Origin of the sequence: Marinifilum sp. JC120, assembly GCA_004923195.1 — a bacterium.
GTDB lineage: Bacteria > Desulfobacterota > Desulfovibrionia > Desulfovibrionales > Desulfovibrionaceae > Maridesulfovibrio.
In genome coordinates this window covers 58,272-78,386 of record RDSB01000004.1, presented here as the reverse complement: position 1 = coordinate 78,386, position 20,115 = coordinate 58,272, and the positions used below count along the sequence as shown (strand labels likewise).

Sequence of the window (20,115 nt, the reverse complement as noted above, 5' to 3'; positions counted from 1 at the left end):
AGCTATCATGATCAAAAAGATCAGAGGACTCCTGAACACGGCTCAGAAAAAAAATATTTTCGCGCTGGTTGTTCTGTCCATCCTTATCTCATGCATTGAGACCGTAGGCATCTCGGCTATCCTGCCGTTTATTTCCGTTGCCAGTGACTTTTCACTGGTAACAGGCAATAAGTATTATAACTTTGCCTACACTCTTTTCGGATTCAGTGATGTGCAGTCCTTTGTCATCACCTTCGGCCTTGTTTTGGTCGGTTTCTATATATCAAGAGGTTTTCTCAACCTATGCTACATGTATTTTATCCAGAGGTACTCGCAAGGCATCTTTCTGTCTCTCGGAACCAAGCTGTTTTCAAATTATGTGCATATCAAATACCAAGATATGACCACCAGAAACAGTTCGGATCTCACTAAAAAACTGATCACTGAAACGGCCAATGCGGCTCTTTTTTTCTACTCCCTGCTGCTGCTGATTTCTGAACTTTTTGTTTCTTCATTCCTTTATACGGCTCTTCTAGTTGTCAACTGGAAAGTAACATTAGCCCTCACCGGATTTCTGGGATTAATGATTTTGCTATTGATCAAAATTGTTTCCCAACTAATCAAAAAAGAAGGCTTGAAACGCAATCAATTTCAGGAAGTATATTACCGCACCATCAGCGAAACCCTGAGCAATCTGAAGTTCATCAAACTCATGGCCGGAGAGAAAACAGCTATCAATGCCCTGCACAAATCCGGGCAGGGATACGTTGACGCCATGGTCATGAATAATACCTACAATACAGTTCCCCGGCTTTCCCTTGAAAGTATCGGATTCTCCATGCTTATCGCGGCCCTGATTCTGGCCTTACAGAGCGGGCAGGCTATTTCATCGATTATCCCGGTTGTTTCTCTTTTTGGTTTGGCTATGTACCGTATGCTACCCTCCGTAAACCGCATCCTGAGTAGCTACAACAATATGCTTTACTACAATAAAAGTATTGACCTGCTTTATGAAGACTTTCACCTCGAGACTCACAAACTGGGCAATGCCCCCATTGAATTCAACGGACAGATTAATATTCGAAATATGAGTTTCGGATATACTGAAGAATTGATCCTGAAAGATATTTCTCTAAACATCACAAAGGGCGAAAAAATTGCTCTTATCGGTGAAAGCGGGGCGGGCAAAAGCACCCTTGCCGACATAATTATCGGAATGTACACCTCATTTTCCGGTCATATTGACGTGGACGAGACGCCGTTGACTGAGAAAAATATGCTCTCATGGCGAGAAAAAATAGGTTATATTCCGCAGTCCATTTATCTTTTTGACTCCACTGTGGCAGAAAACGTTGCTTTCGGGCGCAAATTTGATGAGCAGAAGCTGACAGAAGCGCTCAACAAAGCTGAGCTGCCCCCTTTTCTGGAACAGAATCAGGGGATTCATACCCCGGTTGGAGAAGACGGTTCACAGCTTTCCGGAGGCCAAAAACAGAGAATCGGCATAGCACGGGCCATTTACGGCAACCCTGATCTGCTGGTCCTTGATGAAGCCACATCAGCATTGGACAGCCAAACCGAGCAGCGGATTATGGACAATATTTTCAAAGTCAGCGAAGGCAAGACGTTGATTATTATCGCACACCGACTCTCAACCATTGAGCAATGCGACAAAGTATACAAAATTGAAGACAAAGGCATTAGCCTGATTAAAGACAAACACACCCTCAAGGGTTAAGAGGAGAATATAATGTTTAATGGAAAAAACATCATGATCACCGGTGGGACAGGTTCTTTCGGACATAAATGTGTTAAAATGATTCTTGAAAAATACTCTCCAAAGAGATTAATCATCTACAGCCGTGACGAATTCAAACAATATGAGATGTCCCGCAAATTCTCCGACAAAGAATTTCCCTGCATGCGCTACTTCATCGGCGATGTGCGCGACAAGGAAAGACTGTACCGAGCGCTTAAGGGAGTGGACTACCTGATCCATGCCGCTGCTATGAAACAGGTACCCGCTTCAGAATACAACCCATTTGAAGCCATCAAAACCAACATCATCGGTGCTCAGAACCTTATTAACACTGCTATTGATGTCGGGGTAAAAAAAGTAATCGCGCTCAGCACTGATAAAGCAGTCAGCCCGGTCAACCTCTACGGTGCCACCAAGCTCTGCTCCGATAAGCTTTTTGTGGCTGGAAACCTTTACGCCGGCTCCGAGGACACCAAATTCAGCGTCGTCCGTTACGGAAACGTAGTTGGCAGCCGAGGCAGCGTTGTTCCACTTTTCCAGAAACAAAAAGAAACCGGAACCCTGACCATCACCGATCCGCGCATGACCCGCTTCTGGACTACCCTTGATGATGCAGTACAATTCGTTCTTGACGGTTTTGAAAGAATGATCGGCGGCGAAATTTTTGTTCAGAAAATTCCGAGCATGAAAATTGCCGACCTGGCCAAAGCCATGGGCCCGGATTGCGAACAGAAAATCATTGGCATCCGCCCCGGTGAAAAACTGCATGAAATGATGATTTCCGCAGATGATGCCCGCAACACAGCTGAATTCGACGGTTACTATGTAATCAAACCCGACACAGGTTTTATGACCGAACAGGCAGAAATGATCGGCGGAACTCCCGTTGCTGATGAATTTGAATATACTTCAGACGGTAACGTAGACTGGGTGGACGAAGAAGGATTGATCAAAATGATTTCAACCATAGATATAGACCATTAGAGGTTCACTGTGGGTAACTCTAAAAATATTCCATACGGTCGCCAGTCAATTGACGAGCGAGATATTAAAGCCGTTACAGATGCACTGACATCAGGCTGGCTGACCACCGGTCCAAAAGTAGCCGAGTTCGAGCAGGCAATCGCCGAGATATCCGGCGTAGCCCACGGAGTGGCTGTAAACAGTGGCACCGCAGCCCTACATGCTGCCATGTTCGCCTTTGATGTAAAAGAAGGAGATGAGGTCATTGTTCCGCCAATGACCTTTGCCGCTTCCGCCAACTGCGTTGCCTATATGGGGGCAACCCCGATATTTGCGGATGTTGATCCTGATACCCTGCTCATCGATCCCGCTGAAGTGGAAAAGAAAATTACCCCCAGGACAAAAGGGATCATCGCAGTTGATTACGCAGGTCAGCCCTGTGACTATGAATCCTTGCGCAACATTGCGGACAAGCACGGAATATTCCTTGCCGCAGACGGTTGCCACTCAATTGGCGGAAGCCTGAACGCTAAACCGGTCGGTTCACTGGCAGACATAACCCTGTACAGTTTTCATCCGGTCAAGCACATGACCACCGGGGAAGGTGGTATGGCGGTAGCCGACAACGCTGAATACGACAAGCGCATGCGCATTTTCCGAAACCACGGTATCACTGCTGATTTCAGGCAGCGTGACGGCTGGTTCTATGAAATGCAGGAACTGGGCTTCAACTACCGGATTACTGATTTTCAGTGCGCACTCGGTCTAAGCCAGCTCGCCCGGCTCCCGGAATGGGTTGAAAGAAGACGCGAGATTGCCGCCATGTACGACAGGGAATTTACGGCAATGGACGGCCTTAACCCGCTTGGAAAGCAAGAAGGTGCAGCCCATGCCTACCACCTTTACGTGATCAATCTGGAAGGTAAAAACCGCAGCGAAAAACGCAAAGCCGTTTTCGACTATCTGCGCGGACACGGTCTCGGCGTACAGGTCCATTATATTCCGGTCCACCTGCACCCCTATTACAAAAACAAATTCGGAACTCATGAAGGCATGTGCCCTGTTGCGGAAAAAGCATACGAAGGATTGATCTCCCTGCCCATGTTCCCGCTCATGGAAGACGAAGATGTTGTGCAGATTGTTGAAACCGTGCAGGCTGCTTTGCGGGAAGGATAAGTTATGAATATAGCCATCATCCCAGCCCGTGGCGGAAGCAAGCGGATCAAGAATAAGAACATTAAAAATTTCGCCGGCAAACCGATTATCCATTATTCAATTGCAGCCGCAGTTGAAAGCGGATTGTTCAGCCATGTCATAGTCTCAACCGACTCTGATGAAATTGTCGAAATGGCTGAAAAATGCGGTGCCATTGCCCCGTTCAGGCGTCCTGCGGAGCTTTCGGACGACTACACCCCCACAGCTCCGGTCCTGATGCATGCCATAGACTGGGCCTTGGAAAACGGGATTAAAGCAAAGTACGCATGCTGCATCTACCCCACAGCACCACTTGTGCGTCCAGCAGACCTTCAAGACGGATTCGGGCTTTTGGAATCAAAGAATGCCCACTCGGTAATTTCGGTAACGACCTTCCCGTTTCCTATCCTTAGGGCGCTAAGAATAAACGATAAAGGTTTTACTGAAATGTTCTGGCCGGAGCATGAAACAACAAGGTCACAGGATTTACCGGAAGCATACCATGACGCCGGGCAGTTCTACTGGGTAAACTGCGAAAAATTCAGGAAAAACCAGCAGTTTTACTCAAAAGAGACACTGCCGGTAATCCTGCCGCGCAATCTGGTGCAGGATATCGACACCCTTGAAGATTGGGAAACGGCTGAAATGAAATTTGAGATTTTAAAAAGAAACGATCAGTATTTTAAAACGATCTAACAATAGAACAATTAGCGATACTACTTTTACGTTCAACGGAGGAAAAATTGTCTAAGCCTATCAGATACTGCAAAAAATGTATGATGCCCGAAACAAAGCCGGACTTGTGGTTTGACGATGACGGTTTGTGCTGTGCCTGCCTTTATTTTGACGAACGTAATGAAGTCAATTGGGATGAGCGCAAAAAAGAACTTGCAAACATCCTTGACCAATACCGCAATACCGGTGGAAGCAACTACGACTGCATTATCCCCTGCAGCGGGGGTAAGGACAGTACCTACCAGGCCTTAACCATGCTTGAAATGGGCATGAATCCGCTTTGTGTAACCGCTTCCACAGACCGGCTTTCCGAAATCGGACGCCGCAACATCGAGAATATTAAAGAACTCGGCGTTGACTACATAGAAGTATCGACCAATCCGGTAATTCGCAGAAAAATAAATAAAATAGCTCTGGAGCAAGTCGGTGATATATCGTGGCCCGAACATGTAACTATTTTTACCATTCCCATCCGTATCGCCGTACAAATGAAAATCCCCCTTATTATCTGGGGTGAAAACTCACAGAATGAAAACGGCGGCCCGGCAAACCAGGCAAATGACAAATACCTTACCAGACGCTGGCTTGAGGAATTCGGGGGGCTACTGGGACTACGTGTTTCCGATCTTGTTGGACAGGACGGCATTCAGGAAAAAGACCTCATCCAATACACCTATCCTTCTGATGAAGAACTTAAAGAAGTGGGCGTAACCGGCCTTTTCCTAGGACATTTTCTGCCTTGGGACGGTCTTTCCAACGCCCTCATTGCGCAGGCTGTAGGTTTTGAAACTTATCCTACCGTTGTTGAAGGATCCATCGTCAACTATGAAAACCTCGACAACCAGCAGATGCGCATCCACGACTATTTCAAATTCCTAAAATACGGATACAGCCGCCCCACAGACTGGGCATGCTGGCACATCAGAAGAGGCCGTATGGGCAGGGATGTGGCTAAAAAAGTCCTGGATAAACACGAAGGTAAATTCCCTTGGGAATATCTGGGATGCAAGCTTGAAACTATCCTTGAGGAATTGAACATGACTTTGGATGAGTTTCAGGCAATTTGCGACAAATTCACCAATAAACGCATTTTCAAAACTGATCGCCAAGGGAACCTGCTGCGAGACAGTCACAACAACCTGATCAGGATCAACACGGACAACGTGGACTAGTAGTTCCAGACAGAGAGAATTCAAGTGAAAAAGATAGCTATCGTCAAATATGATTCCGGGAATGTGGATTCGGTATGTAAAGCCGTCTCCACTCTCGGAGCAAAACCTGTGCTGACAGATGACGAAAACATTTTTAAAATTGTTGACGCATGCATTCTTCCGGGCGTAGGCGCATTCGGCGATGCCATGGGGAGCCTGCGCAGAAAGAATCTACCGGAAATTCTCAAACAGCACATCGTGGATGAGGGAGTACCCTTGCTGGGTATATGTCTCGGCATGCACCTCCTCGCCTCAAAAGGCTTTGAACACGGGGAACACGAAGGCCTCGAATTTATTCCGGGAACAGTCGAAAAGATGAAACCTCTTGCTGACGAATGCATCCCCCATGTGGGCTGGAACAATGTTGAACACAAAGGGCATGCCCTCTTTGAGGACATTGCGCCGGGCAAAGATTTCTACTTCGTACACAGCTACCACTTTGCAGCACAAGACGATAGCAACATTCTGGCAACCACACCTTACTGCGGGAATTTTACATCCGTTGTAGGCAAAGGAAACATCTTCGGAGCCCAGTTCCATCCTGAAAAAAGTCAGGCCACGGGTATGCAGCTGTTGAAAAACTTTTTGAACATGGAAATCTGCTGATGTTAAAAAAAAGAGTTATTCCAACACTTCTATACCGGGACTACGGACTGATCAAAGGGGTTGCTTTTGATAGTTGGAGGCATGTCGGCTCACTAATGCAGTCCATCAGTGTCTACAACATGCGCGATGTGGATGAGCTGGTCTTTCTGGATATAACAGCCACAAATGAAAACAGGTCACCGGACTTCAATCTTGTGGATGATTTTGCAGACAGCTGCTTTATGCCTTTGACCATCGGTGGCGGAATCAGCTCTATTGAAGACGTCGGCAGGCTGCTTGAGGTCGGAGCTGACAAGATTGCCATTAACTCAGCTGCAATCAAGGACCCCAATCTGGTTACGCAGATTGCCAACAAATATGGAGCTCAATGCGTTGTAGCCTCAATTGATTACAAAAAAGAAGCTGACGGCACATATCAAGTTTATACAAATTCAGGAAAAAACAGTACCGGAAAAACGCCGCTTGAACTGGCCAAAATTCTGGCCGAAAGTGGAGCCGGTGAAATCATGCTGACTTCCATCGACTTAGACGGAACCATGGACGGCTACTGCCTAGATGTTTCCAGAGAAATAATCGAAGCGGTTAATGTTCCGGTTATCGTATCCGGCGGTGCGGGCTCATACCAACACATGGCACAGGCTTTGGAACTGGGTGCTTCCGCCGTTGCAGCGGCAAGTATTTTCCATTTCACAGAACAGACGCCCAAAGAAGCACGTAAATTCCTGCATGAAAACGGATTCCATGTACGGATCTGATTAATTATGAAAACGCCCGCCATCAACACAGCTCCCCCCCTTAAGGGCAAGACCTTACTGATTCATGCCAATGCAGGCCCGAAAATCGGTATAGGTCATGTCATGCGCTGTCTTGCCCTCGCTCAGGAGTGGATCAGGCTCGGCGGAAGGGTCGAATTTATTGGATTTGTTGAAGGCAAAGACCTTCACGACAGGATCAAAAGCATTGGTTCAACTCTGACGTCTCTTAGCGATGGTATGATCCCGCAAGCTACTCTGGAAGCTATTCTGGAACGCGCAACTACCTTGGAACCAGGAAGCTGGGTCATGGTCGATAATTACGATTTCAACCCTGAATCCCAACAGAAGCTGAAAGAAAAATTCCCTAGAGTGCTCTTGATGGATGACTACCATCACCACCAGGAATACCACGCCTGCATAATCCTGAACCAGAATATCGGCGCGCAGGAAATTGCTTACAATGCCGACCGGGATTGCACCATTCTTGCCGGAACCGATTACGTAATGCTGCGTAATGAATTCAGAACTACCACCTGCAAGACTGAAAGCCACGAGAATTGCCGGGTTCTGCTCACCTTAGGCGGGGCGGATGCAGACAATATGACCCAAAATGTACTTACCGCACTGGAGTCCCTGCAACGTGATTATCTTTCAGTGACTGCCGTACTGGGACCGGCCAACCTCAATCGAACGGAAATTGAAGAATTTGCCAATAATTCGCTCATGCCCCTTAAAGTCCTGCAAAGCGTCAGTAACATGTCGGAGCTGATTTGCAACAGTGACCTAATTATCAGTGCTGGAGGTAGTACCTGTTGGGAAATATGCGCCCTTGAAAAACCTATGGCTGTTATTGTGACCGCCGAGAATCAAAAACGGCTTACCTACGAACTGGGCAAAAACGGTGCCGCACTGAATTTGGGCAATGCCGAAGGGATCAGCACCAATCATATTGCAAAGAACATTTCAGAGCTTCTGGATTCCGCGAAGAAACGGAATGATCTGGCCCGTGCAGCTCACAAACTGGTCGACGGTAACGGAGTCGAACGCATTATAAACATGATCTCCAAAGAAATTATTTTTAGAAGTGCAGTCAAAAAAGACTGTGAAATGATTCTCGAATGGGCCAATGATCCTGAGACCCGCAAATGGAGCTACAATCAGACCCCCATTGCACTACAGGAACATGAAACATGGTTTGCAGCACGACTTTCTGAGCCTGAAAACATATACCTTATTGCTGAAAATGGTTTTGACGAACCTATAGGACAAATCCGGTTCCAGAAAATGGAAAACGGCTATGAGGTTCATGTTCTGGTTGCCAAAGAATTCAGGGGCGGCGGAACCGGGTCTAGACTGATCAGGAATGCAAGCATGCACCTGCTAGAAAATAAAGGCCCCCAACGGATTATGGCCCGGGCTAAATCCGAAAACATCGCCTCAGTAAAAGCATTTGAAAAAGCAGGTTACCGGATCACTGGTGAACAGGAAGTCTGCGGAGCTCCAAGCGTAGTAATGGAATTTCATGAATCCATGGATTAATTGAGGTCAATATGCACGATATTAAAATAAATAACAGAAAAATAGGCCCAAGCCATCCGGTATACATAATTGCCGAAATGTCAGCCAACCATAATCAGGACTTTGATGCTGCCGTGGAACTGATTCACATAGCCAAAGACTGCGGGGTTGATGCGATAAAAATTCAGACCTACACCCCGGACACCATTACCCTTGATTGCGATAATGACTACTTCCAGATCGGCAAAGGGACAATCTGGGAAGGCCGGACCTTGTATGACCTGTATGGAGAAGCATACACCCCTTGGGAATGGCAGCCTAAACTTAAAGAAATTGCCAACAGCTTGGGTCTGGACCTGTTTTCCACCCCATTTGATTCCACCGCAGTTGATTTTCTGGAAGAAATGGATGTTCCAGTGCATAAGATCGCATCTTTTGAGCTGGTGGACCTTCCTTTAATCAGAAAAGTAGCCGCAACCGGAAAACCGGTAATTATGTCCACAGGCATGGGCACTCTTTCTGAAATTGATGAAGCGGTAAGAACTTTCCGCGAAGCAGGAGGCAAGGACCTGATTCTGTTGAAATGCACCAGCTCATACCCGGCACCTTATGAAACAATGAACCTGCGCACCATGCAGAATATGCAGGAAACATTCAACGTTCCCTGTGGCCTTTCAGACCATTCCATGGGCATTGAGGTGCCTGTGGCTGCAGTTGCACTTGGTGCTTGTGTTATCGAAAAACATTTCATCAAATCCCGCGCTGAAGGCGGACCGGACAGCTCTTTTTCACTCGAAGCTCATGAGCTAACGGCTATGGTTGAATCTGTAAGGAACACAGAGAAAGCTCTCGGAAAAGTTCAGTATCAGGTCACTGAAAAAGAAAAAGCGGGACAGGTTTTCCGTAAATCCATCTTCATCAGCAAAGATATTGCTGCGGGTCAGGTCCTTACCAGTGAAAACACAAGATGTGTACGCCCCGGACATGGTCTTCATACCCGCCATTATGATGATGTGCTGGGCAAAAAGGTAAACAAAGACACCGCTGCAGGTACACCTGTGAGCTGGGATATTCTGCAATAACTAAAATATTATACAGCATCATTCGCGTAAGGGATTATAAATGTCTAAGCCAGCAATATTATTTTTAAGTCGCAGCCGACGCGACACAATGTTTGTGGATTTGGTTGAAACGGTAAAAAATGATTACCGTGTTGTTATTGTCGCAACTGACAAAACTAAGCACCACTATGAAAACATAGAAAATATAAATCTTGAAATTTACGATATAGAAGAGGAATACAAGAAAGTAGACCCAAGCTGCCTTTCCACAATTCCAGGGATAGAAAAAGAGCTGCAAACAAATTGTTATGAATTCAACATAAATTATCTGCTATACAGAAAATACACTAGCAGATACGGTGTCACAGACAGCCACACTATACTAAATACAACTATCCCGGAACGTTTATTTGCTAACTATACATTCTTAAAACGTATAGTAAAAAAATATAATATCAGATACGCATTTTATGAAACCATAGACACCATTGATTCCATGGTTCTCAATGCTATGGCCAAATCGGGAATTATTAAAAAATCCTTCGAGCATGTGGTCGATTCACTAGGTGGAGAATTACGCCTGCGTGTTGCTGCCGGACAACATCGTAGAAGCGACAAAATCAGACATGTGCTTGAATCAAAATCATTCGGTCAAGATAGTATTGAATGGGCGAAAAAAACAATAGAAACCTATAAACGGGAAAAACCGACCACGAAATACGACGATTTTCATCGCAAACTAGGCCATACCTTGCCCCGATATTCTATGGCGCAAATAGCTAACAAAGCCCAAAGAATGCTCAAAGGAGAATCACTTCTTCCAGCCGCTATTAAACTTAAAAACAGAATCTTATCTGCAAAATATCTACAGAACAAACTGCCTGAAGGCAAAATACTCTCGTATTTTTTACAGCTGACCCCTGAAGCAAGCATGTGCTCACAGGTCCCTGAATTTGCTGATCAGGAATATCTGATTGAACAAATCGCCATTCATGGCAAATATGGCTATACCGTGGTGGTTAAAGAGCATCCCATATGCTTTGGCAACAGACGTCCGCAATTCTACAAGGAATTAGGCATGCTGCCCAATGTTGTTTTAATGCATCCCGGCTTCCCAACACGTAACATGATCTTGCGTAGTGAAGCGGTTGTAGTCGCCACAGGGACCTCACCGGGCCTTGAAAGTATTGCTTCCGGAATTCCTGTTCTTTGTCTGGGAAACCCTTACTTCAACGTATGCAAAAATACCGTTAAAGTGGAAAAGCCTCATGAGGTATGGTCCGCATTAGAACATACACAGTCGAATGAAAAAGATTTGATTGAATTTATTGCGGCCATGCATCATGCAACATATGAACATCCGCAATTTGATAACCTGCAGGAAGTAGAGAGAGGTAGAGGAGTAGGTAAAATACTGGGCCAAGCCCTTATGGATGAAATTTCTTTTTACGATTCCCAAAGCCCCCAATGATCACCCTAAAAATAAAGAACGTTAGCAGATACGGAACATTCTGAACCCTAGAGCAAATCTTCGCCAGCTGCTTCAGTCACCTTATAAATACTAACAGGAAATAAAATGCTACTTGGACTTTACAGAACTGCTGTAAACAAACTTTATTCCCTCTATACGCCCATTAGACGCTACCGAGCCAACAAGGCTATGGAATATAAACACAGCCGAGGATACAACAGCGACTTCACTAAAAATGTAATTCCCATATCCGAAGTTGCCGAGAAGCTCAAACAAGCTAGCATCATGCCTGATGACACCGTCTTTATGCGCTGTTCTATGCCTGCAGCACAAGCATTCCAAGGCGGAGCAATGGCTTTTCTGAAAGAACTGATTGATTATTTCTCACCTGATGGCACATTGGTTATGGCCTCATATACCTTTGATAAGAGTCCGATAATGGTCCTCGCTGATAATCCAGTGTTTGACCGCGATACGACTATTGACAGATTAAACCTGTTCAGTGAGATATTCCGAAGAACTCCTGGAGTCAAAAGGAGTATCCACCCCACTCACTCTCTCTGCGCCATCGGTAAACATGCAGACTGGCTCCTTGCAGACCACCACAAATCCGATTTCTGCTATTCCCCTGATTCACCCTTTGCCCGTCTCATTGAGATCGGAGCAAAAGAAATTTCAATCGGGGTGTTTCCTACCTCTATTACTTTTCACTATATGGAACAATTTTGTCCCAAATCAGCAACAGTATACTCAGACTTGGATACACCAATCATGTGTCGAATAATTATCGATGGTAAAGAAGAAGTTAGTCCATACAAAATGACTGATCACTTCGAACGATACGATATGAACTATAAAGTTTTTGAAAACACTGATGCCCAGCCAAAACGCCATTACTTTGGAACGACACTAGATTTCTATACTGTAGATCTCCAAAAGCGGGTACTAGCAATGAAACAACTTATATCAGAAGGAAAATTCTGGTATGCAGACACGCACAAAATTCAGAGTTTTGCTTTACGACACATCATTAAGCCTATGGTTCTAGCTGCCTATTTCGATAAAATTGATGGCAAACTTTATCCTGCAAAGAAGAAATAACAGGTAATTTTAATCACAGCTTACGGACATTATAACAAACAACTCTTCCAGAAAAACAAAAGCAGGCCCAGTTATTATGCACCGAGATATTAACCAATTTTGAATAGTCTAAAACTGTATTCTATTTCAAATTTTCCCTATGCAATTTTCGCCATTAGCATTATTTAGCCCAACAACGCCCAGGCCTATTGATAAATAATTAGCCTTCAATCAATCCATTTGCTGATAGAGTTTCAACAATATCTTTGGTTGAAAGAGCAATCGCCAATTCTGGAATATTAGCAGCTTTACCATTCGTTTCCTGGTCTATTTTAACCAGAATTTGTAACTGAGCAAGACTATCCCATTTTTCAAGAGTCTGTGAGGAATCGTCCATAGTTACTTCTTCCTGCTGCTCAAGGGCTTCCTGAATAAGCTTTAAAACTGTTGCCTGATCCATTTAATAACTCCTTATTGTTTGGGTGAGACCGCTTCATAGATGCGGGTTTCCCATATATACATACCGAACTTATAGTCGACAATTATGTCTTTCTTTTTAATTGCATCTTCCAGAACATCCTTGTGCTTTTCAGCCAGGTCAAGAGGAAACTGGAAACTCTGCTGATTGACCAACCTGACTTCCTCAAAAACGTCTTCAGCCGCAGCAATTATTTTAGGGTAATTAGAAAGAGTCAGTACCGGAAAAACTAACCTTCCACCCTTGTTCATATATTTCGAAGCATTCCTGACTATGTCCATGGTAAGCTCCGTACCATCACTACCTGATTCACAGCTTATAGAAGTACCGAACCAAGGTGAAATTTTGGCTATGGACTCTGCTATACCTGAAACGTCATCCACAATGAGGTCAAAAGCTCTTCCTTCCCACGGTTCAAACATGGACCCAACCCGTCCCTCGACTTGAAGGCCGTGCTTTCTAAAATTGTCGGTGGCATTAGTTACAGCTATATCAGAAATATCCGATATGCTGGTGGACCCCCTAAATCCGAGCCTTTTAAGCACGAGACTGACTATACCGCAACCACACCCAAGATCAAGGACCGAAGCCCCATACAGAGCTGTTTCAGCCTTGAGATAATCAATAATTAGCTTAGATGTCTCTGTGGGATAAAAGGTTTTTTCATGCACATCGACAACTGTATTTTCGTACTCAAAAGTTTTCACATCAGCCCCCCGTCAATGGTTATTTCTGAACCGTTTAGATAGTTTGATCTGATAACATATTCAATAGCGTAAAAAATGTCCTCGCAGGGACCAAATTTTTGGGTAGGAATTCGATCCAGAACAGCCTTCCGACGCTTTTCATCTAGAGAATGAATCAATCCAGTATTAAAATAGCCCAAAACCAATGAATTAGCTGTAATCCCGAACCGACCATATTCATGGGCCAAAGTTCTGGTCATGGCGATTACCGCTGCCTTGCTCGCTGAATAAGCAGCTGCGCCAACAACAGAGCTCTGAGCGACAACGGACGAAACATTAATTATCCGTCCCCATCCTGATTTCATCATCTGAGGAATAATTGCCTGTAAAATTTTCATTCCCCCGCTCAAGTTGACACTGAAGACAGACTGCCATTCCTCCTCAGAATATCCTAGGAATAGTTTATCAATTGAAATAGATGATAAGTTAATGATGGTTATCCTTCCCGAAAAGGAAGTACACTTCTTGCAAAAATCATCTACTGAATCAGGTATTGTTAGGTCAAGTTCAATACAGTCAAAATTTTCATGCCCTAAAAATTCATCTAGATTTTCAACTTTACGGGTAGTACCGACAACTTGACCAAGCTCCAACAGGTGCGGCAAAAGCTCTTTCCCAATAGCACTGGACGCTCCGATAAGTATAATCATGTTAAACATACCTCTTGCTGAGAAGCTGGGTGCCTTTTTTATTATTAAATAACATATCTGAGTACTAAAGAACTGAAATATTTAACTAAAAACAATTTAAATTTATACAAAACATATTAAGCCCGAACTTCTTCACATCTAAGGACAACTGTTTGCTGTCTCATGCAACTTACCAAAACTTAGCGACAAGCTGAGTTTTAGTGATGCGTAAAAACAGCACTTCTCATAAGCTGACCCCAATAAATTTTAGATAAATCTACTAAAAAATAAAAAATGCTTTTTTAAGGACGAAAACCTAGGGAATTTAAAGCGTATTGCTTTCTCAGTATTAATACATCGAATTGGATCGCATTCCATATATATGCATAGCTTATCAACTTTCTGTAAATTTTTATTATTATGCTTATTTTTTAAATTTCTAAAAAGAAACCGATCCATTAGTCAACAGTAAATGTGCTTTGTAAAATAATATAAATATTTTATATAGATGCCTTTCGTAGAAGTGTAAACCTCCCCAAGTTAGTGCCATCCGTAAGTAGAGTTTTCTTGGGGTTGAGGTCTTCCCCTATTCTGTACCGGTCAAATATAGAGAAATTTGGCCTTCGGTGTTTTATGGGCGAGAGCAAAATCGTTTGGCGTCTGATCTCCCAATGAAGAGTGCGGACGAAACTCATTATACTCCTTGCGCCATGTTTCAATTTTGTTCCGAGCGTCTGACACAGATAAAAACCAGTGGGTATTCAAACACTCGTCCCGAAAACTTCCGTTGAAAGATTCAATAAACGGATTATCCGTAGGTTTTCCGGGCCTAGAAAAATCCAAAACGACTTCATTTTTATACGCCCCTTTATCAAGTGCTTTGGAAATAAATTCACTGCCATTATCCACTTGGATGCGTATTGGCTTCCTGCCAGAGATCACACGCAGCCACTCCAATCTAGAAACGACTTTGTCCCCTTTTATCGAGGAATCTACGTGAATGTGTTTGGACATACTCGACTGGAGTCATGTCTCCGAACGATTCATGTGGCCGCTCTTCGTTGTATTGCCGAATCCAGTCTTCGGTTATGTCCTTGACCTCAGATAACGTTGAAAACAGGTAAAAATCTAAAACCTCGTTGCGAAACGTTTTGTTGAAACGTTCAATGTATGAGTTCTGAGTCGGCTTGACTGACTTTGTAATCTCGGCACACGTCTGCGACTTTACGACCGCCTTCGGTCTCTTTCAGGATCTTAATAATTTGGCTTTCACTGAATCTGGATTTCCGCATCGAAACAACCTCCTTCATGGCTGTCTTTATCAGAAATCACTACTTTGCGCTGGGACTAATATACGGGAGGGCTACATTGCCGTCGGCCAATTAAGATATATTTCATTAATTTCAACTTATTAAAACAGCCATACGTGTAATTGAATTTCTCTATAAATCAGGCTAAACAAAAAAACTGGCTAATGGTCATCTTCTCCATTATAAAAAAGCAAACAACTAAATAAATTAGCACAAACAACATTAGCAAGTTTTCAATTGACTTATCTTGTTTACTTCCCATTTTAACTCTATAACTACAATGGTCGCATTGATGCCTAACTTCATAAAGAATATCAGCTACTATCTACCAGAAAAAACAATAGACTGCCTCGAGTTGGAGAAACAACATCCAGATTGGGACATCGCAAATACGATTACCAAAACCGGAGTTCACAAAATTCATCATGCTGCCTCTGATGAAAGAACTGTCGAGATGGCTGTACGTGCAGCTAAGAATCTTCTAGCTGAAACAAAATGTGTCCCTGATACAATCATTGTCTGCACTCAGACCCCTGACACACTGCTTCCGCAGTGCTCCTCACAACTGCAGCATATGCTTGGCCTACCTAACTCAACTATGTGTCTCGATATAAACCTCGGATGCAGTGGTTATACACACGGTTTGGCAACAGCTTACAGCTACTTATCCTCAGGAATTTCTAAAAAGATTCTTTTTATTACTGTCGATAATTACTCAAAAGTTGTTGACCCTGAAAATAAAAAGGTCTTTCTGCTATTCTCCGATGCATCTTCTGCTACTCTGCTTTCTGAAACCGAGAACCGGCCCGTTTTTAGGTTTGGCACAGATGGCTCACGCAGCCAGGCAATAGCATGTAAAAACTCTGGTGTGAGTGTCGTCACTGGGGAGAACAAAGACTCTTCGATTAAAAAACCATCATTTGAAATGGATGGATATGGTGTATTTCTTTTTACCCTTGGAACTATTCCCAATGAAATACAGCAGCTCATGAATGACGCAGGGGCGAGCATTGAAGATATAGATCTGTTTGTCCTTCACCAGGCAAGTCGGTATGTTCTGGAATCAATTCAAAAGAAACTCGGCATACCTGAGGATAAGTTAATCATAGATCTTGAAGAAGTAGGTAACACTACATCTTCATCAATACCCATAGCATTGAAGCGGGCGGAAACAGCAGGAAAACTTAAACGGGGTGATAAGATATTGCTCTTTGGCTTTGGGATTGGACTTAGCTGGGGGGGAGCAATTTTAGAATACTAGCCTGATCTAGGCATAAGACTCCAAGAGTCAAATCTTTATAAAAACCATTGCGGCTGAGTCATTATTAACTAAAGACTCAGCCGCAATTATCTTATTAAGTGTTATCAATTTTCTTGCACCCACAATTGTAATTACAATCGACAATTTTAAGTGCAAGATTAAGTGCTTCAAGTCCATCTTCACCAGTTACAAGCGGGGAAGAATTCTCCCTGCAGCATTCCAGAAAAGATTCTATTTCAACGCGTAAAGGCTCACGCTTTTCAACACGAAAACGCGTGAAGTCGCCTTCGGCTACTCCGAATTTAGCTTTAAACCAATCACTCTGGTTTTCATTCTGCTCAGCAGCATAGTTGGAGTTGAAAGTCAGATTCTGGTTAAGGTAATCAACGGTAAACATGCCGTTTTCACCTGTCACCGAAATTTCCCTAATCTTGGTCGGAGTTACCCAGTTTACATCCAATATACCGAGAATCTGATTTTCAAAACGCAGAAGGCCAAAAACGATATCTTCGTTATCAGTATTCATCACTTTAGAGATTTCAGCTGTCATTGAATGCACATCAGATTGTGCAATGTAACGCATCATATCTAGTTCATGTGTCGCAAGGTCGCTTGCTACACCGACATCAGTAATACGCCCGGGATACGGAGACTGACGCCTAGAATGAATGGTGAAAATACGACCCAGCTGACCATCTGCGAGTCTTTCTTTTAGCTGAGATACAGCAGGGTTAAAACGCTCAATATGACCGACTTTTAAAACTCGGCTAACTTCTTTGGCTTTTGCAATCATTTCACGTGCTTGATCAACAGTCTTCGCAATGGGCTTTTCGACCATCACGTGAACGCCTGCATCAAGACAATCCATTGTCGCTTGATGGTGATAAGAAGTAGGTAAAGCAATGGTTACTGCATCGGGTTTTTCTTTATCGAGCATTTCCCGATAATCAGAATAGGCACGACCGCCGTAAAGGCTGCAAAGCCTGTCTGTCTGCTTAGTGTTATGATCAACCACACCAACAAGCTCGGAACCGGCAATATCTGAATATAGACGCACATGATGCTGTCCCATGGCGCCTGTTCCAATAACTGCTGTTTTCATTTTTTTCCTTTCCAATATTTTTATTTAAAGAAGCCTGAATTTGTATGACCAAACTCATGACAGTTTAATTTCACGCTCTGATGAGTCACTTTTTAGTGAACTTATAGCGCAATGGCAATACAAGATCAGTACATTTGTAAAAAAGCCATCTTTAGACAATCACGAATCGCTTAAATTAATCAGAATGTCCCTCATTAATTTCTAAGGGATTTCCAAAAACTTTAAGCCAAGCTTTACCAAGGGCGACCGCACCATCATAATTCAAATGATTGCTATCTGCATACAGAGGGACCCCGTCAATCACAGGGGTAAACTGCCCATTTTCAGCCAATCGTTTTAGTAGGTCTTTTGGATCAATTACAATTACGCTTGGGTATTCGAGTTTTATTTTATCGATAACAGAATCTTCAAAACTGTGTATCTCCTTAATGTCAGACCACTTTGCAGAAGAACGAAGCCCTGAATCAAAAAGAATATTTTTTACATAATTTTGAGACAATGGCTCACGAACATTTGGAATATCTTTAAAGAGGACTGGGGTAACACCGTTTTCAACTAAAAATTTAACAGCATCATGCAACCCTAAATCAAAACTTATCATATTATCAGCAATAATGTCTTCGCTCGGATTCACTTTCTGGTGAACCATACGTTCGGGATTATCAGGATCAGAAAATATCCGTGAAGAATAGAATGCTGCAACAAAGACATATTTAACTTTTTTATCCAGTACCAATTTACGCCAATATTCGTTCATTTCACGCTTATCGGTCCGTAATTCCAAATCACCCTGAATATCTCGGTCATAAAAATCAACATTCAGCAAAAACGGGGTGCTATCACGAGCAACCTGCAATCCCTTTATTGCGTAAGGAGCACAAATCAACTCTACAAATGGACGTAAGGCAGTCGAATGGGAATCGCCTAATAATAGGGCCTGAACAGACCCTGACAAATCGATATTCCATATGCTGTTAGCATTCTCAATATGTGAATTTGTTGGAGAGCCTTTACCAAGCTGAGCTCCAAGATATGGTCTTTCAGTACTACTAACAGCATGAATCGCCGTACTTTCATTCCCTTCATAACGAGCCATGTAGCCATCATCGTAGGCTCCGTATAAATATATACCGCTCAAACAAATCGGAATCAAAACGAACGAGCAGAAGGCCGTCTTGAAAGACATTTTTGCTTTTCTGAACGGCTGTTCGATTAAATTATAAGACAGCACAGACAAACCAAAACTCAAGCATAAAGCTAGAACCCTATATTTAACTACTGAATGACCAGTATATGCAAGTAATGAAAAAACGGGCCAATGCCATAGATATAAAGAGTATGAGATCTTTCCTATACCTCTAAATGCCGAAGTTGAAAACAGATTGGCTATAGGAGAAGCAGACCATCGAAAAGGGAGAAGCAACAAAAAAGTCCCCAAACAGGGAATAAAAGCATCAAAACCAGGATAAGGCAGGCCTTCTTTAAAAAAAACACTTGCATATAAAATTAACGAAAGGCCTGTTATATGAACAAAATTTACCAGTTTCTTTTCAATCAAAGGATCTAAAGAAATAGGTTTGCGAAATAGAAGTGCTCCCATGGCTCCCAGAAACATTTCAAAGAAACGTGCCGGAATCATGTAAAAGGCAAACTCAGGATACTTAACTAAATACTGAGAAAGAAGAAGGAGAAGGAGGAAAACCGCGAATAAAATTTTGGTATGAAATTTCTTGGGTATAAACCGATAGGCTAACAAAAGAAAGGCAGGCCACAGATAATAAAACTGCTCTTCAACCGAAAGTGACCAAGTGTGGGTCAATGGGAACTCTTTAGAATATCCTCTCCAATATCCGCCAAAATATCTCCACAGAAAGAAATTTGAACATGATGCAAGGGTAGCAAATTGTGCCTTAGCATAACTCAGCAAATAGCCCGGCATAAGTACTTTGTGCGCTACATATGTTGTACTGCCAAGAACAACTAATAGGGCTGGCAGAAGTCGTCTAATCCTACGTAAATAAAAAGTCTTAAAGCTGAAAGTTCCGCGATCAATCTCATTGACTATTATTGACGTAATCAAGTAGCCCGAAATAACGAAAAAAACATCTACCCCGACAAATCCTCCTTCAAAAAAACTAAACTGCGCATGCGAAAAAACAACCAGCAAAACAGCAACAGCCCGCAGCCCATCTATTTCTTTTCTATAGGGAATAACACTCATATTAAGCTTACTTAATTATCTAAACATCTATTACTA

Annotated in this window: 20 protein-coding genes and 1 pseudogene; 12 read left to right on the top strand and 9 right to left on the bottom strand. The window is 43.3% G+C overall.

Features of this window, described 5'->3' with window-relative positions:
• Positions 1-7: 7 nt before the first annotated feature.
• The 9 genes from D0S45_05620 to pseI are packed head-to-tail and all read left to right on the top strand — an operon-like array spanning position 8 to position 9,802.
• A complete protein-coding gene (locus tag D0S45_05620; protein TIH18034.1) occupies positions 8-1,717 on the top strand; it encodes an ABC transporter ATP-binding protein in 1,710 nt (569 codons plus the stop codon).
• Positions 1,718-1,729: 12 nt separating this feature from the next.
• A complete protein-coding gene (gene pseB, locus D0S45_05615) occupies positions 1,730-2,722 on the top strand; it encodes a UDP-N-acetylglucosamine 4,6-dehydratase (inverting) (protein ID TIH18033.1) in 993 nt (330 codons plus the stop codon).
• 9 nt (positions 2,723-2,731) lie between these two features.
• Positions 2,732-3,877, top strand: a complete 1,146-nt coding sequence (pseC, locus tag D0S45_05610; protein TIH18032.1) for a UDP-4-amino-4,6-dideoxy-N-acetyl-beta-L-altrosamine transaminase — start codon at positions 2,732-2,734, stop codon at positions 3,875-3,877.
• 3 nt (positions 3,878-3,880) lie between these two features.
• Positions 3,881-4,591 (top strand): pseudaminic acid cytidylyltransferase, encoded by a 711-nt coding sequence (gene pseF, locus D0S45_05605; GenBank protein ID TIH18031.1) that lies wholly within the window; start codon positions 3,881-3,883, stop codon positions 4,589-4,591.
• A 59-nt stretch (positions 4,592-4,650) separates the two neighbouring features.
• The gene (locus D0S45_05600; protein TIH18179.1) at positions 4,651-5,802 is read left to right on the top strand and encodes an N-acetyl sugar amidotransferase; all 1,152 of its coding nucleotides are present in this window, start codon (positions 4,651-4,653) and stop codon (positions 5,800-5,802) included.
• A gap of 33 nt (positions 5,803-5,835) precedes the next feature.
• Entirely contained in the window at positions 5,836-6,447 is a 612-nt protein-coding gene (hisH, locus tag D0S45_05595; protein ID TIH18178.1) for an imidazole glycerol phosphate synthase subunit HisH, read from the top strand.
• Positions 6,447-7,202 carry an imidazole glycerol phosphate synthase subunit HisF gene (hisF, locus tag D0S45_05590; protein TIH18030.1) on the top strand — a complete coding sequence of 252 codons (756 nt, stop codon included), beginning with the start codon at positions 6,447-6,449 and terminating at the stop codon, positions 7,200-7,202. The genes hisH and hisF overlap by 1 nt, the downstream gene beginning before the upstream one ends.
• Before the next feature lie 6 nt (positions 7,203-7,208).
• Positions 7,209-8,741, top strand: a complete 1,533-nt coding sequence (pseG, locus tag D0S45_05585; GenBank protein TIH18029.1) for a UDP-2,4-diacetamido-2,4,6-trideoxy-beta-L-altropyranose hydrolase — start codon at positions 7,209-7,211, stop codon at positions 8,739-8,741.
• Between the two features lie 11 nt (positions 8,742-8,752).
• On the top strand, positions 8,753-9,802 hold the full coding sequence (gene pseI, locus D0S45_05580; GenBank protein ID TIH18028.1) for a pseudaminic acid synthase: 1,050 nt from the start codon (positions 8,753-8,755) through the stop codon (positions 9,800-9,802).
• Positions 9,803-9,866: 64 nt separating this feature from the next.
• On the opposite strand, the gene D0S45_05575 is transcribed toward pseI, so the two are convergent.
• Positions 9,867-10,079, bottom strand: coding sequence for a hypothetical protein (locus D0S45_05575; protein ID TIH18027.1), 213 nt, complete (start codon positions 10,077-10,079; stop codon positions 9,867-9,869).
• 198 nt (positions 10,080-10,277) lie between these two features.
• On the opposite strand from D0S45_05575, the gene D0S45_05570 reads away from it, so the two are divergent.
• Together D0S45_05570 and D0S45_05565 are read left to right on the top strand one after the other, a co-directional pair.
• On the top strand, positions 10,278-11,252 hold the full coding sequence (locus D0S45_05570) for a hypothetical protein (protein ID TIH18026.1): 975 nt from the start codon (positions 10,278-10,280) through the stop codon (positions 11,250-11,252).
• Positions 11,253-11,357: 105 nt separating this feature from the next.
• Positions 11,358-12,353 (top strand): aminoglycoside N(3)-acetyltransferase, encoded by a 996-nt coding sequence (locus D0S45_05565; GenBank protein TIH18025.1) that lies wholly within the window; start codon positions 11,358-11,360, stop codon positions 12,351-12,353.
• 199 nt (positions 12,354-12,552) lie between these two features.
• On the opposite strand, the gene D0S45_05560 is transcribed toward D0S45_05565, so the two are convergent.
• The 6 genes and pseudogenes from D0S45_05560 to D0S45_05535 form a co-directional block, all read right to left on the bottom strand.
• The gene (locus D0S45_05560; protein ID TIH18024.1) at positions 12,553-12,792 is read right to left on the bottom strand and encodes a hypothetical protein; all 240 of its coding nucleotides are present in this window, start codon (positions 12,790-12,792) and stop codon (positions 12,553-12,555) included.
• A gap of 11 nt (positions 12,793-12,803) precedes the next feature.
• Positions 12,804-13,517: a methyltransferase domain-containing protein gene (locus tag D0S45_05555; GenBank protein ID TIH18023.1), complete on the bottom strand. Its 714-nt coding sequence runs from the start codon at positions 13,515-13,517 to the stop codon at positions 12,804-12,806.
• On the bottom strand, positions 13,514-14,215 hold the full coding sequence (locus D0S45_05550) for an SDR family NAD(P)-dependent oxidoreductase (GenBank protein ID TIH18022.1): 702 nt from the start codon (positions 14,213-14,215) through the stop codon (positions 13,514-13,516). Before D0S45_05550 ends, D0S45_05555 begins: the two co-directional genes overlap by 4 nt.
• Before the next feature lie 570 nt (positions 14,216-14,785).
• Entirely contained in the window at positions 14,786-15,199 is a 414-nt protein-coding gene (locus D0S45_05545; protein TIH18021.1) for a transposase, read from the bottom strand.
• Positions 15,144-15,374 (bottom strand): annotated as a pseudogene (locus tag D0S45_05540) (transposase). Before D0S45_05540 ends, D0S45_05545 begins: the two are co-directional and overlap by 56 nt.
• The gene (locus D0S45_05535; GenBank protein TIH18020.1) at positions 15,349-15,495 is read right to left on the bottom strand and encodes a hypothetical protein; all 147 of its coding nucleotides are present in this window, start codon (positions 15,493-15,495) and stop codon (positions 15,349-15,351) included. Before D0S45_05535 ends, D0S45_05540 begins: the two are co-directional and overlap by 26 nt.
• A gap of 292 nt (positions 15,496-15,787) precedes the next feature.
• Here D0S45_05535 and D0S45_05530 point away from each other — a divergent pair, with 292 nt between their 5' ends.
• Positions 15,788-16,756 (top strand): ketoacyl-ACP synthase III, encoded by a 969-nt coding sequence (locus D0S45_05530; GenBank protein TIH18019.1) that lies wholly within the window; start codon positions 15,788-15,790, stop codon positions 16,754-16,756.
• A 94-nt stretch (positions 16,757-16,850) separates the two neighbouring features.
• Here D0S45_05530 and D0S45_05525 read toward each other — a convergent pair whose 3' ends face one another.
• Positions 16,851-17,858, bottom strand: coding sequence for a gfo/Idh/MocA family oxidoreductase (locus D0S45_05525; protein ID TIH18018.1), 1,008 nt, complete (start codon positions 17,856-17,858; stop codon positions 16,851-16,853).
• 175 nt (positions 17,859-18,033) lie between these two features.
• Positions 18,034-20,079, bottom strand: a complete 2,046-nt coding sequence (locus tag D0S45_05520; protein ID TIH18017.1) for an acyltransferase — start codon at positions 20,077-20,079, stop codon at positions 18,034-18,036.
• Positions 20,080-20,115: the final 36 nt, after the last annotated feature.

Coding starts and splice junctions, on each gene's coding strand:
- D0S45_05620 (TIH18034.1), top strand. CDS start 8: ATGATCAAAAAGATCAGAGGACTCCTGAACACGGCTCAGAAAAAAAAT.
- pseB (TIH18033.1), top strand. CDS start 1,730: ATGTTTAATGGAAAAAACATCATGATCACCGGTGGGACAGGTTCTTTC.
- pseF (TIH18031.1), top strand. CDS start 3,881: ATGAATATAGCCATCATCCCAGCCCGTGGCGGAAGCAAGCGGATCAAG.
- hisF (TIH18030.1), top strand. CDS start 6,447: ATGTTAAAAAAAAGAGTTATTCCAACACTTCTATACCGGGACTACGGA.
- pseG (TIH18029.1), top strand. CDS start 7,209: ATGAAAACGCCCGCCATCAACACAGCTCCCCCCCTTAAGGGCAAGACC.
- pseI (TIH18028.1), top strand. CDS start 8,753: ATGCACGATATTAAAATAAATAACAGAAAAATAGGCCCAAGCCATCCG.
- D0S45_05570 (TIH18026.1), top strand. CDS start 10,278: ATGGTTCTCAATGCTATGGCCAAATCGGGAATTATTAAAAAATCCTTC.
- D0S45_05565 (TIH18025.1), top strand. CDS start 11,358: ATGCTACTTGGACTTTACAGAACTGCTGTAAACAAACTTTATTCCCTC.
- D0S45_05560 (TIH18024.1), bottom strand. CDS start 12,792: ATGGATCAGGCAACAGTTTTAAAGCTTATTCAGGAAGCCCTTGAGCAG.
- D0S45_05550 (TIH18022.1), bottom strand. CDS start 14,215: ATGTTTAACATGATTATACTTATCGGAGCGTCCAGTGCTATTGGGAAA.
- D0S45_05545 (TIH18021.1), bottom strand. CDS start 15,199: ATGTCCAAACACATTCACGTAGATTCCTCGATAAAAGGGGACAAAGTC.
- D0S45_05535 (TIH18020.1), bottom strand. CDS start 15,495: ATGAAGGAGGTTGTTTCGATGCGGAAATCCAGATTCAGTGAAAGCCAA.
- D0S45_05530 (TIH18019.1), top strand. CDS start 15,788: ATGCCTAACTTCATAAAGAATATCAGCTACTATCTACCAGAAAAAACA.
- D0S45_05525 (TIH18018.1), bottom strand. CDS start 17,858: ATGAAAACAGCAGTTATTGGAACAGGCGCCATGGGACAGCATCATGTG.
- D0S45_05520 (TIH18017.1), bottom strand. CDS start 20,079: ATGAGTGTTATTCCCTATAGAAAAGAAATAGATGGGCTGCGGGCTGTT.